Raw genomic sequence first — 15082 nt, 5'->3', positions numbered from 1 at the left:
GCGACTTTGCTCAGGCCTTGACGGCGGTCAGCCGCAGGTACTTGCCCATCAAGGTCTCTTTGTCTTCCACATGCGCCGGGTTCACCGGGATGCAGGCGACCGGGCAAAGCTGCACGCACTGCGGCTCATCAAAGTGGCCGACACACTCGGTGCACTTGTTGTGGTCGATTTGGTAGAACTCCTCGCCCATCGAGATCGCTTCGTTGGGGCATTCGGGTTCGCAGACATCGCAGTTGATGCATTCGTCGGTAATCATCAGCGCCATTGCGCACCCTCCTCCAAACCGACGAATACGGGCAGCGCTTGCAAGCGCAGCCCGCGTGCAAGGGCGCAAGGCATGCCTTGCGGATTCCCCTTGCCCGTGTCAGTGATCATCAGAGCCATGTCGATCCCCTCAGCTTTTCGCCTGCAAGCGCTGCTTCAAGCGCTCCAGCACCAAGGGTGACACGAACTTGGAAACATCGCCGCCCAAGGTGGCAATCTCGCGCACAAAGGTGCTGGAGATGAACTGATACTGGTCCGAAGGCGTCAGAAAGACGGTTTCGGCCTCCGGCATCAATTGGCGGTTCATACCGGCCATCTGGAACTCATACTCAAAGTCGCTGACGGCACGCAGGCCGCGCACCAGCACCGTACCCTGATGCTCGGCCACAAAATTGCGCAGCAAGCCTTCAAAAGGCAGCACTTCCACATTCGGGTATTTGACCGCCAACTCACGCGCCATCTCCAAGCGCTCGGCGATGTTGAACATGGTCCTTTTGTGATGACCAGCGGCCACAGCAATGATCAGCCGCCCAAACAAACGGCTGGCACGGCGCATCAGGTCTTCATGCCCAAGCGTCATCGGGTCAAAGGTGCCGGGGTAAACAGCGGTAAGAGCGGTGGCGGAGGTCACGCGGGAATCCAGATGAAGGAGAGACTGCGATTATCCCTGCTTGGCGCTTCGGTTGATGCTGGAGTCTTTCTGCCCGGATCTGCTCCTCGTTTAGGCGAAGATCAGGCCACTTGCGGGCTCTACGCCGCTCCTGTCCCCCGCCCCGGGCTTGCGCCCGGGTCTCCTCCTTTACCTCGCGTCGCAGAACCCCCAAGCGTCCTGATCCAACACTGCCGTGCTCCCTCGACGCGGACGCACATCGGGGGAACTGCCGAGTGGCGTCGGGGGTGTGATTCCGCGAGGTAAAGGAGGAGCCGGCGCCTGCAAGGCGACGGCGGGGGACAGGAGCGGAATTGCGCCCCCGGCGGCGCTCGGCACCACGCACGTCCACAAAGTAAGTTCGGCTCCGTGCACCTTGCAGTCAACACTCTTGCATTGACGACAAAATCACTCAACTTGGCGACCTACCCTTGCCCCAAGAGGCGAGCCTTCTCAGGGACTCTTGCGCAAAAGCTGAAAGTGCACCGCGCCGGCCCGCCCCGAGCGCCAGGCTTCCAAGCCCAGTTCTGGCGGCGGCACGATCACTTCTGCTGCCTCCAGGTACACAAAGCCACCGGGTGCCAACAGCGGCGCCGCTGCGCGCAAGGCCGGCAAGAACAAGTCATGCTGAAACGGCGGGTCCAGCAGGATCAACTCAAAGCGGGCCGGCGCGGAGCGGCCCATCCAACTGAGCGCGTCGCTGCATTCCACCCGCAGATTGGCGGCCTTCAGGCGTTCGCGACTGCTGTTCAGGCTGCGCGCCAATTCGGCGTCACGTTCCAGCAACAAAACCTCGGTCGCACCGCGCGAAGCGGCTTCAAAGCCCAGGGCGCCACTGCCGGCAAAGGCGTCGAGCACACGCCAGCCATCCAGGTCTTGGCCCAGCCAATTGAACAAGGTCTCGCGTACCCGGTCGGGCGTGGGGCGCAGGCCTGGCTTGTCGGCCACCGGCAGTTTGGAGCGTTTCCACTGGCCACCGATGATGCGCACCTCGCGCGCGGCCATGCGCGGGCCACCGGCCGCGTTTTGAGTTTGAGCGGCGATGGCCTTGGCGGCGCCGCTGGAGCGGGGTCGATTCATGCTCAGACCCGCACCGGAATGCCGCGCGCGGCCATCAAGGCCTTGGCCTCGGCGACGGTGTGGTGGCCGTAGTGAAAAATGCTGGCGGCCAGCACCGCATCGGCGCCACCGATCTGCACGCCATCGGCCAGGTCTTCCAGCGAACCGACGCCGCCGGAGGCAATCACCGGCACAAGCACCGCATCGCTGACGGCGCGGGTCAGTTCCAGATCGAAGCCGCTGCGGGTGCCGTCACGGTCCATGCTGGTGAGCAGGATTTCGCCGGCACCGTACTCGGCCATCTGGCGCGCCCAGGCCACCACGTCGAGGCCAACGTTCTTGCGGCCGCCGTGGCTGTAGATGTCCCAGCCGGGGCCACGTGCCGCGAGATCCTCACCTTGCCTGCGCTTGGCATCGATGGCGACGACGATGCACTGCGCACCGTACTTGTCGGACGCATCCCGTATCACTTGAGGGTTAGCAATCGCCGCGGAGTTGAAGGACACCTTATCGGCGCCGGCATTCAAGAGCCGCCGCACATCGGCCACTTCACGCACGCCGCCGCCCACCGTCAGTGGGATGAAGACCTGCGAGGCCACCGCTTCGATGATGTGCAGAATCAAATCGCGCCCATCGCTGGTGGCGGTGATGTCCAGAAAGGTCAGCTCGTCGGCGCCCTGCTCGTTATAGCGCGAGGCGATCTCCACCGGGTCGCCGGCATCGCGGAGCTCGGTGAAGTTGACGCCCTTGACGACGCGACCGCCGGTCACGTCCAGGCAAGGGATGATGCGTTTGGCCAGCATGGGAATAGCACTCTCGCGTTAAAACAAAAAAGGTCGTGCCGGGAACGACCTTGTTGAGCCAAGGGTCTAGGCGGCTCAGCCCAAAGAAAGCTCGTCAGCGCGCGCCTGAGCGGCCGTCAGGTCCAGGTCACCGGTGTAGATGGCGCGGCCGCAGATCACGCCCTCCACGCCTTCGTCTTCCACGGCGCACAAGGCTTCAATATCCGCCATATTCGACAGGCCACCCGAGGCGATCACCGGAATGCTCAGCGCTTGCGCCAGCTTGACCGTCGCTTCGATATTGATGCCGCTGAGCATGCCGTCGCGGCCGATGTCGGTGTAGATCACGCCTTCGATGCCGTAGCCCTCGAACTTACGCGCCAGATCGACCACCTCATGGCCGGTCAGCTTGCTCCAGCCATCGGTGGCGACCTTGCCGTCTTTGGCGTCCAGGCCAACGATGATGTGGCCACCAAAGGCGGTGGCCGCGTCTTGCAAGAAGCCAGGGTTTTTCACCGCAGCGGTGCCGATGATGATGTAGGACAGGCCGGCGTCCAGATAACGCTCGATGGTGTCCAGGTCACGAATGCCGCCGCCGAGCTGCACCGGAATCTCGCCATTCACCTCGCGCAGGATCGCCTTGATGGCCCCCTCGTTGACCGGCTTGCCGGCAAAGGCACCGTTCAGATCCACCAGATGCAGACGCCGCGCGCCAGCATCGATCCAGCGCCGGGCCATGGCCGCCGGGTCTTCGCCGAAGGTGGTGGAGTCATTCATATCGCCTTGCTTCAGGCGAACACAGCGACCGTCTTTCAGGTCGATAGCGGGGATCAGCAGCATGGCCGAGAGGGTGGGTTAGAAAGAAGGAGGTGGAAGGAGAGGGAGAAAAAAGCGGGGCCGAGTTTCAAGTGGTGAGTTCTGCGGGGCCTCAGCGCCGAAACCCGGGCGGGTTTCATCAAGGCTTCCAATGCAGGAAGTTGCGATACAGGGCGAGACCGAAGGCAGCACTTTTCTCGGGGTGGAACTGGGTGGCGAAAATGTTATCCCTAGCCAAGGCGCAGGTAAAGCGCAGGCCGTAATCGGTTTCACCGGCACTGTGGCGCGCATCTAACGGCGCCGCATAGAAGCTGTGCACGAAGTAGAAGTAGCTCTCATCCGGCACGCCGGCCCAGACTGGATGCGCCAAGCTTTGCTTGACCCGGTTCCAACCCATTTGCGGCACCTTGTAGCGGCTGCCGTCGGGCTGGATTTGCCCTTCCAGTTGGAAGCGCTTCACCCGCCCCGGGATCAGCCCCAGGCCCGGCGTGTCCTGCTCTTCGCTGTGGTCCAAGAGCATTTGCATGCCGACGCAGACGCCCATCAAAGGCTTGTTGGCGGCAGCGTGCAGCACGGCTTCTTGCAGGCCGGAGTCGCGCAGCTCGCGCATGCAGTCGCGCATGGCCCCCTGCCCAGGCAAAACCACCCGCTCGGCGGCATAGACCTCGTCGGGGTTGGCAGTAATGACCACATCCATGCCCGAGTCTTGCGCCACATGCAGCACCGCTTGCGAGACCGAGCGCAGATTGCCCATGCCGTAGTCGACGACGGCCACCGTCATGTTCATATCAAAGACTGCCCTTGGTGGAAGGAATCACGCCGGCCGAGCGCGGGTCCAGCGTCATCGCCATGCGCAGCGCGCGGCCAAAGGCCTTGAAGATGGTCTCACACTGATGATGGGCGTTATGGCCCTTCAAATTGTCAATGTGCAGCGAGACCAGGGCATGGTTGGAAAAGCCCTGGAAGAACTCATAGGCCAGCTGCGTATCAAAGGCGCCGATAGCGCCGGAGGTGAATTTCACATCCATCTCCAAGCCTGGGCGGCCCGAGAAGTCGATGACCACGCGAGACAGCGCTTCGTCCAGCGGCACATAGCTGTGGCCATAGCGGGTCAGGCCTTTTTTGTCGCCCACCGCCTGCGCCACCGCCAGGCCTAGCGTGATGCCCACGTCTTCCACCGTGTGGTGGCCGTCGATGTGCAGATCACCCTTGGCGTCGATATCAAGATCGATCAAGCCGTGGCGAGCGATCTGGTCCAGCATATGGTCAAAGAAACCGATGCCGGTGTTCAGCTTGGCTTCACCGCTGCCGTCCAGATTGACGCGCACGGTGATCTGAGTTTCCTTGGTATTGCGGGTGACTTGCGCAATGCGCTGACTTTCGCTCATGACAATGATTCCTCTAGTTGACCCCCAAGGTCGCCTTCCGGCGCCCGCCCCCCGGAGGGGGAGCAAGGAAGCTCGGGGCGGCCCAGCGCTTCCTTGAGTGCGGCCAGCATGGCCGTGTTTTCGTCGGCGGTGCCGATGGTGATACGCAGGCAATTGGCCAGCAAGGGATGCGCGGCCGATGAGTTCTTGATCAACACGCCGCGCGCCTTCATGCCGGCAAAGGTCTGCGCCGCATCTGCCACCCGAACCAGCAACATATTGCCCTGGCTGGGAAAGACCTGCACGCCGGGCAGTGCCTGCAAGGCCGCAAAGACCCGCTCCCGCTGGGCGCGCAACTCGGTCGCTTGAGCCGCGTAAACATCGGCATGCTCCAGCGCAAACAGGCCGGCCTCGGCGTTCAAGACGCCGATATTGAAGGGCGGGCGCAGCTTGTCGATCTCGGCGATCAAGGCCGCTTGGCCGATCAGGTAACCAATGCGCACGCCGGCCAGGCCAAACTTGCTCATGGTGCGCATCACCAGCACCTGCGGGTACCGCGCCAACAGCGCCATCGAGTCAGACTCAGCAAAGGGCTGGTAGGCCTCATCCATCACCACCAAACCGGGCGCGGCTTCAATGATTTGCTCGATGGCGGCCATGTCCCACAAATTGCCCGTCGGGTTGTTCGGGTAGGACAAATACACCAAGGCCGGTTGGTGAAGCTCAATGGCCGCCAGCATGGCCGGCAGATCGAGTTCAAAGTCCTCGGCCCGCAAAGGCACACCGACGAACTCAAGATTTTGATAACGCGACGACAGCTCGTACATCACAAAGCTGGGCAGCGGCGACAGCACCTTGGCGCCGGGCCGGCTGATGGCCATGCTGAGCATGGTGATCAACTCATCGGAGCCATTGCCCAGGGTGATGGCGCAGCCGGCTGGCATGCCTGCGTGAGCGGCCAAGGCACGGGCCAAGTCTTGGGTTCGTTCGGCGGGATAACGATTGATCGCCACGGCACCCAAGCGTGCCCCCAGCTGGGCTTGTAGTTCGGCGGACAGGCGGAAGGGGTTCTCCATCACATCCAGCTTGACCATGCCAGCGCTGGCAGCGACCGGGTAAGCATGCATGGCGCGCACATCATCGCGAATACAGCTCAGGGCTTGGTTCAGGTCGGCGGTCTTCATGCGCTCAAACGCTCCGTTCCACACAGCTTGGGGTTGAGGATGGTGACGCTGTCAAACACCGCTTCATGCGCCAGATCGAGGCTCAAGAGCCAGGCGCAGCCTTGCGCCTTGGCGGCGGCGACGATCAGGGCGTCGGCATAAGGCAGGCCAAAGCGACTCTCGATGGACCAGGCGCTCTCCACCGTGGCGTGGTCAATCGCCCAAGGCTGCCAGCGTTGATAGCGGCGTACTTCAGCGCGGGCATCGCCATTCGGCATGGCGGGCTGAATGCGGGTGGTCACCCAGCGATAAAAATCGTTCAAAACCTGGGTCGAAACTCGGCCACTGCGGCGCAGCCACAGATGGCGCAGCCAGTGCATGGCTTGTTCACGCGCGGCCTCGTCTGCACCGTCTTCGCTGAGGATGAGCACCGAGGTGTCAACAAAGACCAAACTCGCCAAGTCGCTCACCGGGCCTCCTCGCCACGCTGCGGATAAGGCTCACCGTTCGACACCCAGCTGCGCTCGCGGTGCACCCAGTCTTGCAGCGCGCGCTCGTAAGCATCGTCATGCCTCATCTTCTCCGCCAGCATCTCGCCCACCAGGCGCGACACGCTGGTGTTTCGCCTGGCGGCCTCGAGACGGGCCCACTCGGCGACGGAATCTTCCATGGTGACGGTCACGTTCTTCACGACCGCAGTCTACACGAACTTCGTGCACCACGAAGTTCGTGCGATGTAGTCAAACAAAAATCTACAGATCACCGGAGTTATTACCGACAAACCCCTTCAGGCGGCAAGTTTCTGCAGGCGGCTTGGGTCCAAACCCTGGTCGAATGCGACACAAGCACTCACCCTTGACTCAGGATTGGATTCACGATGTCATGGTTCGATCTTTCGGCTCAGTCCTTGCGCACCCGGTTTGCTTTGATGATCGGGGCCAATCTCGTGGCCACCGCCGTGTTGCTGGCCCAAGCGGTCTACAGCTTTGAGCGCTTGCATATGGATGCCGAGCGCAGCTTTGTAGCCAAAGACGTGGTGGCCGACATCCTGCCGCCGCCCATGTACTTGATCGAACTGCGTCTGCTGCTCTCAGAAGCTGTGGAAGGCAGCATCAGCCTCGAACAAGGCAAGCAGGAACTGAAACGACTGCAGTCGGAGTACCAAGCCCGCGTCCAGTATTGGACCGAGAACCCGCCCTATGGCCTGGAGAAGCAGCTCCTGGGTGAACAGCACCACTCGGCGCAACAAATGCTGGAGCAAGCAAAAAGCCTGGTACTCGACGCGCTGGAGCGCAAAGATGCTGAGGCCGCCAAGACCGGCTTGCAAACGGTGCATCAAAGCTATTTGCAACACCGCCGCGCAGTGGACAGCACGGTGACCGCCGGCACCAGCTTCGCCGCCGCAGCGACCGAGAGCTTCAGCCAAGCGCGCCGCAATGGCATTTTGGCCATGGTGCTGGTGGGCGGCTTGGCCGCCTTGGGTGTGGGCGGCAGCCTATGGGCGCTGCAGCGCACCATCATGGGTTCGCTCAAAAAGGCCTCCAGCATCGCCCGGACCGTAGCCGATGGCGATTTTCGCATGCAAGAGTCGGCCGGCCGGGGCAAGAACAGCACACCCATGCCCAGCCGCAATGAGTTGCGCAGCTTGCGCCATGACATCCACCAGATGGTGCTGAAGTTGCGCGAGCTGATCTCTCGGGTGCAGCAAGGTGCGCAGCATGTGGAGACCAACTCGCGCAGCATTTCGCAAGCCAACGCCGAGTTATCCGCCCGCGCGCTGCTGGAAGTTCACGATCTGGAGCAGGCCAGCGAGGCGCTGAAGGCCATGGATCAACAAGCCAAACTCGGCGCCAGTTCCGCAAGCCAAGCGAATGAGCGCTCCAGCCAGGCAGCAAAGCTGGCGCGACAAGGCAGTGCGGATATGCAGGCCGTGGTCGGCGCCATGCAAGAGATCGAACAAAGCAGCCGGCGTATTGCCGACATCACCGGCGTGATCGACAGCATCGCCTTTCAAACCAATATCCTGGCCTTGAATGCGGCGGTTGAAGCGGCCCGTGCCGGCGAGGCCGGGCGCGGCTTTGCGGTGGTGGCCAGCGAGGTGCGAACCTTGGCCAAGCGGAGCGCCGATGCGGCGTTGGAGATCAAGCAACTGATCCAGGGCAGCAGCACCCAGGTGGAGCGCGGCTCCGGCGCGGTGCAGCACACGCGCAGCACTATCGACGAGATGGTCGAGCAGGTCGCCGAGGTCAGCCGCTTGATTCAGGGCAGCAGCCATGAGTTGCAGCAGCAACTCGGCTCCATCGCCTCACTGCATCAGTTGCTTGACGGCATCTCCCATCGCATCCGCGAGAACAGCGAGATGGTGGACCGCACCGCCTCGGAATCCGCGGAGCTGCAAACCGAAGGCATCGATTTGAACGAGGCCGCGCAGCGCTTCAAGCTCTGAGCCTGAGCGGGCGAGTTGCCTGCCTGCTTTTTCTGCCTGCCCGGTTCAGCGCTTCAAGCGCATTTCTGCCGCGCGGGCATGGCCTTGCAGGCCTTCGCCGTAGGCCAGCTCGGCCGCAATCGGGCCGAGCTTCTGTGCCCCGGCTTCGCTGACCTCGATCAGGCTGCTACGCTTTTGGAAGTCGTACACGCCCAGCGGAGAGGAAAAGCGCGCCGTGCCCGAGGTGGGCAGCACGTGGTTGGGGCCGGCGCAGTAGTCGCCCAAGCTTTCGCTGGTGTAAGCGCCCAAGAAGATCGCACCGGCATGGCGCAGCAAAGGTTCCCAACGCTGAGGCTGCTCGCTGGACACTTCCAAATGCTCGGGCGCAATGCGGTTGGAGATCTCGCAGGCCTCTTCCATCGAGCGCGTCAGGATCAAAGCGCCCCGCCCTTCCAGTGAGGCACGAATCACCTCTTTGCGCGGCATCTCGGGCAACAAGCGCTCGATCGAGGCGCGCACCAGGGCCAGGTACTCGGCATCGGGGCTCAGCAAAATGCTTTGCGCCAATTCGTCATGCTCGGCCTGGCTGAACAGATCCATGGCCACCCAGTCCGGCGGCGTTGTGCCATCGGCCAGGACGAGAATTTCACTGGGGCCGGCAATCATGTCGATGCCGACCTGGCCGAACACATGCTTTTTGGCGCTGGCCACATAGGCATTGCCGGGGCCGGTGATTTTGTCCACTCGGGGCACGGTCGCCGTGCCATAGGCCAAGGCCGCCACGGCTTGCGCGCCGCCCAGCGTGAAGGCCCGGTGCACACCGGCCACATAGGCGGCCGCCAGCACCAAGGGGTTCTTTTCGCCGCGAGGCGTGGGCACCACCATGATGATCTCGGGCACACCAGCCACTTGGGCAGGGATGGCGTTCATCAGCACCGAGCTGGGATAGGCTGCCTTGCCGCCGGGCACATAAATGCCCACGCGGTCCAGCGGCGTGACCTTTTGGCCCAACAGCGTGCCGTCTTCGTCGCGGTAGCTCCAGCTCAAACCGCAAGCCTCTTTCTGGCGCTCGTGATAGCTGCGAACCCGGGCGGCAGCGGCCTCCAGCGCCGAACGCTGGGCCGGGGTGATGGCCTCAAACGCAGCCTTCAATTCTTCGCGCGTCAGCTCCAAATCGGCCACGCTGGCGGCACTCAAATGGTCAAAGCGCTGCGTGTACTCCAGCACGGCGGCGTCACCGCGCGCCTTCACATCGGCCAGGATCTCGGCCACACGGCCTTCGATGGCGGCGTCGGTCTCGGCGGACCAATGCAGCACGCGCTGGAACTCGGTTTCGAAGTCGGCTGAGGCGGTGCTGAGTTGGCGCAGATTCATGGCGGCTTGGGCGTGGCTTGTGTCTTCAGGCTTGGATGGCGGAGGCAAAGGCGTCGATCATGCGACGCAGCGGCTCGCGCTTGAGCTTGAGCGCCGCCTGGTTGACCACCAGGCGCGAGGAGATTTCCATGATGTGTTCCACCTCGACCAAATGATTGGCGCGCAAGGTATTGCCGGTGGAAACCAAGTCCACGATGGCATCGGCCAAGCCGGTCAGCGGCGCCAACTCCATCGAACCATAGAGCTTGATCAGGTCGACGTGCACACCCTTGTCGGCGAAATGCTGGCGGGCGATCTCCGTGTATTTGGTGGCCACGCGGATGCGCGAGCCCTGCTTGACCGCCGCGGCGTAGTCGAAGTCGTCGCGCACCGCCACGCTCATGCGGCAGCGGGCGATGTTCAGGTCCAGCGGCTGGTACATGCCGTCCACGCCGTGTTCGATCAAGACATCACGCCCGACCACACCGAGGTCGGCGCCGCCATGCTGCACATAGGTCGGCACATCGCTGGCGCGCACCAACACCACCCGCACATCAGGGCTGTTGGTACCCAGAATCAGCTTGCGCGAAGTCTCCGGGTCTTCCAACACCTGAATGCCTGCAGCCTTCAGCAACGGCAGGGTTTCTTCAAAAATGCGGCCTTTAGACAGGGCTAAGGTAATCATCAAGAGAGCACTCGGGTGAAAGGACGAGGCGAAAAGCCCGGACTGGGACGGGGCCAGGTCTTGCGCTGGACGAGAGAGTCAGTGCCCCGTGGCTTGAGGCTTGGGGTCCGCCGCCCATTCGGCCGGCGTCAGCGTCTTCATCGACAGCGCGTGGATCTGCTCGCGCATGCGTTCACCCAGCGCTTGGTACACCCGCTGATGGCGGCGCACCCGGCTCAGGCCCTCAAACTCGGCGGAAACAATGGTGGCAAAGAAATGCCGTCCGTCGCCCTCGACTTGCAGGGTTTCGCAGGGCAGCCCGGAGGCGATGTATTGCTGGACTTCAGCGGGAGTAGGGTCGGCCATAGTGCAAGGATTCTAGTTTGTGAGCTTTTGCCGCTCGTTGAAGCAGGGGATCAGCTGCGGATCTTGTAACCGCGGCGCAGCAATTCCAAGGCAATGCCGGCCACCAGACAGAAGCTGGCGCCGACCACGCCCAGGCTGATCCAGGGCGAGACATCGCTGACGCCGAAAAAGCCATGGCGGAAGCCATCGATCATGTAGAAAAACGGGTTCAGATGGCTGACGCCTTGCCAGAAAGCGGGCAAAGAGCCGATCGAATAGAACACACCCGACAAAAAAGTCATGGGCATGATGATGAAGTTCTGGAACGCGGCCAGTTGATCAAACTTCTCGGCCCACAGGCCCGCAATCAAGCCCAAGGTACCCATCATCGCTGCGCCCAGAATCGCAAAGGCCAAGATCCACAGCGGCTGATCAAAGCCCGGCGGCGCAAACCATACCGTCACCGCCAACACGCCCAGGCCTACCGCCAAGCCGCGCACCACCGCCGCACCCACATAGGCCACAAACCAGGCCCAGTGCGACAGCGGCGTGACCAGCAGAAACACCAGATTGCCGGTCACCTTGCTCTGGATCAGGCTGGATGAGGAGTTAGCAAAAGCGTTTTGCAAAACGCTCATCATCACCAGACCCGGGATTAGGAAGCTGGTGTAGCCCACCGTGCCATAGACCTTGACATGGTCTTCCAAGACATGGCCGAAGACGAGCAGATACAACACCGCCGTCAAGACCGGCGCCGCCACGGTTTGGAAGCTGACCTTCCAAAAGCGCAGCACTTCTTTGTAGAACAGGGTGCTGGCGCCCTTCAATGCAATAGCGCTGCTCATCACGCGGCCCCTTTCTGCGAACTTGCAGGTTGTTGTTCTTCTTTTTGCATGATCTCGAGGAACACATCCTCCAGATCGGCACGGCCAATCTCCAGGTCTTCAATCGGGCAGCCGGCGGCGCGCAAGGTGGACAAAATGCCTTCCACTTCGGAGGCGTCATGTGCCTTGATCTGCACGATGCGCCCCGTGATGCGCGAACGATCCAGCAGCGGCGCCGGCAGTTGCGCATCGGTCTTGAAGCGCAACATGGTCGAGGCCCGGCCCTTGAGCAGCTCGGAGGTACGCTCCAGCGCCACCACCCGCCCCTGCTTGAGCATGGCAATGCGGCCGCACAAGGCTTCGGCTTCCTCGAGGTAGTGGGTGGTCAAAAGCACCGTGTGGCCCTCGCGATTCAGCCGCGCGATGAACTGCCAGAGCGTCTGGCGCAGCTCCACATCGACGCCGGCAGTCGGCTCGTCCAGCACGATCACCGGGGGGCGGTGCACCAGGGCCTGAGCCACCAGCACGCGGCGCTTCATGCCGCCGGAGAGCTGGCGCATATTGGCCGAGGCCTTGCTGCTCAGGCCCAGGTTTTCGAGCAACTCGTCGATCCAGGCCTCGTTGTTCGTCACGCCGAAGTAGCCGCTTTGAAAACGCAGCGCTTCGCGCACATTGAAGAAGGGGTCGAAGACCAGCTCCTGCGGCACGATGCCCAGCGAGCGCCGCGCGGCGGCGAAGTCACTCACCACATCGTGACCCAGCACCTGGACTTGGCCACCGCTGGCCTGGGCCAGGCCGGCCAAGATGGAGATCAAACTGGTTTTGCCGGCGCCGTTGGGGCCAAGCAGGCCGAAGAACTCGCCTTGCTGAATGTCGAAAGAGACGCCATCCAAGGCCCGGACTTGGCCGCCACGATAGGTCTTGCTGACGTTCTGAAAAGAAATGGCCGGCACGGAGCCGGCACTGCGCTGAAGGGGTGATTGCATGCTGCGATTGTAGGAACAGGGACGCAAAGGCGCCGCCACAGGGTTTCTATGCGCCCAAGTCACCCCCTATAGCTCCTCTATGGAGCCAAATCCCTAGAGAACTGCACAAGCTTGATGCCAGAATCAAGACAGCAGGAGACAAGCCCACCCATGGCCACCAAAAAACAGCCCCGCCGAACCGCCGAACGCATCCTCGAGGTCACTCTCGACTTGTTCAACCACTTCGGTGAGCCGAATGTGTCGACCACGTTGATTTCGGCCGAGCTCGGCATCAGCCCCGGCAATCTGTATTACCACTACCCGGCCAAAGACGAGTTGATCAACTCGCTCTTCAATCGCTATGAGCGCGAACTCAGTGAGCTCTTGGGCGCCGCTGAGAATGTGCGTCATGTGGAGGACGCTTGGTTGTTCTTCCACATGTTGTATGAATTGGTTTGGAAACACCGTTTCCTGTACCGCGATCTGAACGATCTGCTGTCCAAGAATCGGCGCTTGGAGATGCACTTCCAGAACGTGTTGAACCAGAAGGGGCTGGCCATGCGCAATGTGCTGGCGGGACTTCAGCATGGCGGTGGACTGAAGATGGAGGCGAGAGAAGCCGCACCCACCGCCAATGCCATGGTGGTGCTGCTCAGCTACTGGCTGAGCTATGAGTATGTACGTGATCCGCGCCATGCCCTGGAGCCCGAGCAGGCCAATGCGGCCTTGATGCGCGGCGCCTTCCATGTCTTGAGTTTGCTGCTGCCCTATCTGGAGCCCGAGTCCAAGGAACATCTGTTCGCGCTTGCCAACAAGTACCAAAGCTGAAGGAGACACCACCATGGCCAAATGGACCGCCTTTCCCTATGACAACACCGCGTTTCAATACAGCGCCGCAAGCCTGAAGAAGAACTGGGCTCGCCTGCATGCCGGCGACGCGGAGCCTTGGCCCAAGGACGCCGCCGTGGTGGAGGCCTGGATTCACTTCCATGCCGGTGAATTCCAGAAAGCCTGTGAGGCGGGCTTAGCGGCCGGTGGCGCCGGCATCACCGTCGCCAACAAGGCGCAGGCCATCTACGCCAACTACCTGGAAAAGAAAGAAAAGGTGAAGTTGGAGATGTTCCTTGAAGTGGCCGAGCGCGCCGCCGCCCTGCAGGCCGAGGAGCCCAAGAACGCCAATGCTTACTACTGGCAAGCCTATGCGATTGGCCGCTACGGCCAGGGCATCAGCGTGGCCAAGGCCCTGGCGCAAGGCCTGGGCAGCAAGGTCAAGAATGCCTTGGAAACCACCATCGAGTTGGCGCCCAAGCATGCTGACGCGCACATTGCGCTAGGCGCCTTCCATGCCGAGGTGATCGACAAGGTGGGCAAGCTGCTGGGCAAGACCCAAGGGGCCGACACCGCCACCGGCCTGAAGATGTTCGAGCAGGCGCTGAAACTCAACCCAGGCTGCGCGATCGCCATGATCGAGCGCGCCAATGGCTTGGTGATGCTGGAAGGCGACAAGCGCATGAAGGAAGCCGAAGCGCTCTACGCCGACGCCGCCGCTTGCGAAGCCATGGATGCGATGGAATATCTGGACATCGCCGTGGCCCGGGAGGAAATGGAAGACTGAGCACTTTGCAGGCGCCGGCCGTGAGATTGTTCACGCTTGAGGCCTGATATACGGGACTTAACCCCCGCACTTGCGGATGGCCAAAGCCGGCCAAACTGCCTTAAGCTGCGGCTATCGGATCGGTTTCAACAGCCCCCGAGAAGTCTCCGGGAATACCCTGAACTCCGCAACAAATGAGGTTGAACACCATGAAGCGCACCCTGATTACCCTGATCCTGGCTCCTTTGGCTGCAGCCTCCTGGGCCGCTGGTCCTGAAGTGACCGCCCTGCGCGCCGAATGCGCCGCCAAGATGAGCGCCGCTGCCGATGTGAGCACCACCGCCGCCAGCGAGTACCAATTCGTTTACCGCAAGGGCGAGTACCGCGGTGAAAAGCAAAACGGCAAGACCGTGGCCTGCAATGACTCGCAGTACAGCGCCTTCTTGGCCAGTGCTGACCCCACCCGCGTGATGGCCGCCTACCCAACCGCCGCAGGCAAGCCCAATATCAAGCCGAACCTGAAGCCCAATCTGGCAGACCAAGCCACCAAGGCGCCCGCCAAGTAATTGGCCGGCTGGCATCGTCGTCTAAGGGCGCCTGAGGCGCCCTTTTTCATTCTGTCGTCCATTGTTGCCACATCGCCAACTTTGAACTTGCGCGACCGGCACTGCAGCCCGGCCAGCCGCCTGGCTCATGGCTCGGGGGCCGTCACTACGTGTCGGCTTCCCTGCGCTGCTCGCATCTTGGGGCCGGCGCAGAACTTGTATGGTTGAGGTGCTGGGGTGGAGAGCCTCGACGAACTATCGGCCAAA

At 62.1% G+C, this 15082-nt stretch carries 20 protein-coding genes; 4 read left to right on the top strand and 16 right to left on the bottom strand.

Annotated features, from left to right (window positions below; all coding sequences use genetic code 11):
• Nucleotides 1–10 precede the first annotated feature (10 nt).
• From ACOVRJ_RS00275 to ACOVRJ_RS00225, 11 genes are all read right to left on the bottom strand, one after another.
• Nucleotides 11–265, bottom strand: coding sequence for a YfhL family 4Fe-4S dicluster ferredoxin (locus tag ACOVRJ_RS00275; RefSeq protein ID WP_422041906.1), 255 nt, complete (start codon nt 263–265; stop codon nt 11–13).
• On the bottom strand, nt 256–384 hold the full coding sequence (locus tag ACOVRJ_RS00270) for a hypothetical protein (protein WP_422041905.1): 129 nt from the start codon (nt 382–384) through the stop codon (nt 256–258). The genes ACOVRJ_RS00275 and ACOVRJ_RS00270 overlap by 10 nt, the downstream gene beginning before the upstream one ends.
• A gap of 10 nt (nt 385–394) precedes the next feature.
• Nucleotides 395–895, bottom strand: a complete 501-nt coding sequence (coaD, locus tag ACOVRJ_RS00265) for a pantetheine-phosphate adenylyltransferase (RefSeq protein ID WP_422041904.1) — start codon at nt 893–895, stop codon at nt 395–397.
• A 471-nt stretch (nt 896–1366) separates the two neighbouring features.
• Nucleotides 1367–1993: a 16S rRNA (guanine(966)-N(2))-methyltransferase RsmD gene (rsmD, locus tag ACOVRJ_RS00260; protein WP_422041903.1), complete on the bottom strand. Its 627-nt coding sequence runs from the start codon at nt 1991–1993 to the stop codon at nt 1367–1369.
• Nucleotides 1994–1995: 2 nt separating this feature from the next.
• A complete protein-coding gene (gene hisF, locus ACOVRJ_RS00255) occupies nt 1996–2775 on the bottom strand; it encodes an imidazole glycerol phosphate synthase subunit HisF (protein WP_422041902.1) in 780 nt (259 codons plus the stop codon).
• A 75-nt stretch (nt 2776–2850) separates the two neighbouring features.
• Entirely contained in the window at nt 2851–3594 is a 744-nt protein-coding gene (gene hisA / locus ACOVRJ_RS00250; protein WP_339597660.1) for a 1-(5-phosphoribosyl)-5-[(5-phosphoribosylamino)methylideneamino]imidazole-4-carboxamide isomerase, read from the bottom strand.
• A 115-nt stretch (nt 3595–3709) separates the two neighbouring features.
• Entirely contained in the window at nt 3710–4357 is a 648-nt protein-coding gene (hisH, locus tag ACOVRJ_RS00245; RefSeq protein WP_422041901.1) for an imidazole glycerol phosphate synthase subunit HisH, read from the bottom strand.
• A gap of 1 nt (nt 4358) precedes the next feature.
• Entirely contained in the window at nt 4359–4958 is a 600-nt protein-coding gene (hisB, locus tag ACOVRJ_RS00240; protein ID WP_339597662.1) for an imidazoleglycerol-phosphate dehydratase HisB, read from the bottom strand.
• Entirely contained in the window at nt 4955–6121 is a 1167-nt protein-coding gene (gene hisC, locus ACOVRJ_RS00235; RefSeq protein WP_422041899.1) for a histidinol-phosphate transaminase, read from the bottom strand. Before hisC ends, hisB begins: the two co-directional genes overlap by 4 nt.
• Nucleotides 6118–6570 carry a PIN domain-containing protein gene (locus ACOVRJ_RS00230; protein ID WP_422041897.1) on the bottom strand — a complete coding sequence of 151 codons (453 nt, stop codon included), beginning with the start codon at nt 6568–6570 and terminating at the stop codon, nt 6118–6120. Before ACOVRJ_RS00230 ends, hisC begins: the two co-directional genes overlap by 4 nt.
• Nucleotides 6567–6791 (bottom strand): CopG family transcriptional regulator, encoded by a 225-nt coding sequence (locus tag ACOVRJ_RS00225; RefSeq protein WP_263537953.1) that lies wholly within the window; start codon nt 6789–6791, stop codon nt 6567–6569. Before ACOVRJ_RS00225 ends, ACOVRJ_RS00230 begins: the two co-directional genes overlap by 4 nt.
• A 186-nt stretch (nt 6792–6977) precedes the next feature.
• Between ACOVRJ_RS00225 and ACOVRJ_RS00220 the strand changes: the two genes are divergently transcribed.
• Nucleotides 6978–8546 carry a methyl-accepting chemotaxis protein gene (locus ACOVRJ_RS00220; RefSeq protein WP_422041896.1) on the top strand — a complete coding sequence of 523 codons (1569 nt, stop codon included), beginning with the start codon at nt 6978–6980 and terminating at the stop codon, nt 8544–8546.
• A gap of 45 nt (nt 8547–8591) precedes the next feature.
• Here the strand turns inward: ACOVRJ_RS00220 and hisD are convergent, their stop codons facing one another.
• The 5 genes from hisD to ACOVRJ_RS00195 all read right to left on the bottom strand — a co-directional run bounded on the left by hisD (nt 8592) and on the right by ACOVRJ_RS00195 (nt 12664).
• Nucleotides 8592–9899 carry a histidinol dehydrogenase gene (gene hisD, locus ACOVRJ_RS00215; protein WP_422041895.1) on the bottom strand — a complete coding sequence of 436 codons (1308 nt, stop codon included), beginning with the start codon at nt 9897–9899 and terminating at the stop codon, nt 8592–8594.
• A gap of 25 nt (nt 9900–9924) precedes the next feature.
• Nucleotides 9925–10563 carry an ATP phosphoribosyltransferase gene (gene hisG, locus ACOVRJ_RS00210; protein ID WP_422041894.1) on the bottom strand — a complete coding sequence of 213 codons (639 nt, stop codon included), beginning with the start codon at nt 10561–10563 and terminating at the stop codon, nt 9925–9927.
• Nucleotides 10564–10641: 78 nt separating this feature from the next.
• Nucleotides 10642–10908 carry a BolA family protein gene (locus ACOVRJ_RS00205; RefSeq protein WP_422041893.1) on the bottom strand — a complete coding sequence of 89 codons (267 nt, stop codon included), beginning with the start codon at nt 10906–10908 and terminating at the stop codon, nt 10642–10644.
• Nucleotides 10909–10958: 50 nt separating this feature from the next.
• Nucleotides 10959–11732: an ABC transporter permease gene (locus tag ACOVRJ_RS00200; protein WP_422041892.1), complete on the bottom strand. Its 774-nt coding sequence runs from the start codon at nt 11730–11732 to the stop codon at nt 10959–10961.
• Complete coding sequence (locus tag ACOVRJ_RS00195) at nt 11732–12664, bottom strand: ABC transporter ATP-binding protein (protein WP_422041942.1); 933 nt, start codon at nt 12662–12664, stop codon at nt 11732–11734. Before ACOVRJ_RS00195 ends, ACOVRJ_RS00200 begins: the two co-directional genes overlap by 1 nt.
• Before the next feature lie 183 nt (nt 12665–12847).
• Between ACOVRJ_RS00195 and ACOVRJ_RS00190 the strand changes: the two genes are divergently transcribed.
• The 3 genes from ACOVRJ_RS00190 (at nt 12848) to ACOVRJ_RS00180 (ending at nt 14836) form a co-directional block, all read left to right on the top strand.
• Nucleotides 12848–13504: a TetR/AcrR family transcriptional regulator gene (locus ACOVRJ_RS00190; protein ID WP_422041891.1), complete on the top strand. Its 657-nt coding sequence runs from the start codon at nt 12848–12850 to the stop codon at nt 13502–13504.
• 13 nt (nt 13505–13517) lie between these two features.
• Nucleotides 13518–14291, top strand: coding sequence for a hypothetical protein (locus ACOVRJ_RS00185; RefSeq protein ID WP_422041890.1), 774 nt, complete (start codon nt 13518–13520; stop codon nt 14289–14291).
• Nucleotides 14292–14479: 188 nt separating this feature from the next.
• Nucleotides 14480–14836 (top strand): hypothetical protein, encoded by a 357-nt coding sequence (locus ACOVRJ_RS00180; protein ID WP_422041889.1) that lies wholly within the window; start codon nt 14480–14482, stop codon nt 14834–14836.
• The last annotated feature ends 246 nt before the right edge of the window (nt 14837–15082 follow it).

It is taken from the genome of Roseateles sp. (genome assembly GCF_049240545.1).
Lineage (GTDB): Bacteria > Pseudomonadota > Gammaproteobacteria > Burkholderiales > Burkholderiaceae_C > Paucibacter_A.
The sequence above is the reverse complement of the archived record's forward strand: the minus strand, read 5'-3'. Positions and strand labels throughout refer to the sequence as shown.

Coding starts and splice junctions, on each gene's coding strand:
- ACOVRJ_RS00275 (WP_422041906.1), bottom strand. CDS start 265: ATGGCGCTGATGATTACCGACGAATGCATCAACTGCGATGTCTGCGAA.
- ACOVRJ_RS00270 (WP_422041905.1), bottom strand. CDS start 384: ATGGCTCTGATGATCACTGACACGGGCAAGGGGAATCCGCAAGGCATG.
- rsmD (WP_422041903.1), bottom strand. CDS start 1,993: ATGAATCGACCCCGCTCCAGCGGCGCCGCCAAGGCCATCGCCGCTCAA.
- hisF (WP_422041902.1), bottom strand. CDS start 2,775: ATGCTGGCCAAACGCATCATCCCTTGCCTGGACGTGACCGGCGGTCGC.
- hisA (WP_339597660.1), bottom strand. CDS start 3,594: ATGCTGCTGATCCCCGCTATCGACCTGAAAGACGGTCGCTGTGTTCGC.
- hisH (WP_422041901.1), bottom strand. CDS start 4,357: ATGAACATGACGGTGGCCGTCGTCGACTACGGCATGGGCAATCTGCGC.
- hisB (WP_339597662.1), bottom strand. CDS start 4,958: ATGAGCGAAAGTCAGCGCATTGCGCAAGTCACCCGCAATACCAAGGAA.
- hisC (WP_422041899.1), bottom strand. CDS start 6,121: ATGAAGACCGCCGACCTGAACCAAGCCCTGAGCTGTATTCGCGATGAT.
- ACOVRJ_RS00220 (WP_422041896.1), top strand. CDS start 6,978: ATGTCATGGTTCGATCTTTCGGCTCAGTCCTTGCGCACCCGGTTTGCT.
- hisD (WP_422041895.1), bottom strand. CDS start 9,899: ATGAATCTGCGCCAACTCAGCACCGCCTCAGCCGACTTCGAAACCGAG.
- hisG (WP_422041894.1), bottom strand. CDS start 10,563: ATGATTACCTTAGCCCTGTCTAAAGGCCGCATTTTTGAAGAAACCCTG.
- ACOVRJ_RS00205 (WP_422041893.1), bottom strand. CDS start 10,908: ATGGCCGACCCTACTCCCGCTGAAGTCCAGCAATACATCGCCTCCGGG.
- ACOVRJ_RS00200 (WP_422041892.1), bottom strand. CDS start 11,732: ATGAGCAGCGCTATTGCATTGAAGGGCGCCAGCACCCTGTTCTACAAA.
- ACOVRJ_RS00190 (WP_422041891.1), top strand. CDS start 12,848: ATGGCCACCAAAAAACAGCCCCGCCGAACCGCCGAACGCATCCTCGAG.
- ACOVRJ_RS00185 (WP_422041890.1), top strand. CDS start 13,518: ATGGCCAAATGGACCGCCTTTCCCTATGACAACACCGCGTTTCAATAC.
- ACOVRJ_RS00180 (WP_422041889.1), top strand. CDS start 14,480: ATGAAGCGCACCCTGATTACCCTGATCCTGGCTCCTTTGGCTGCAGCC.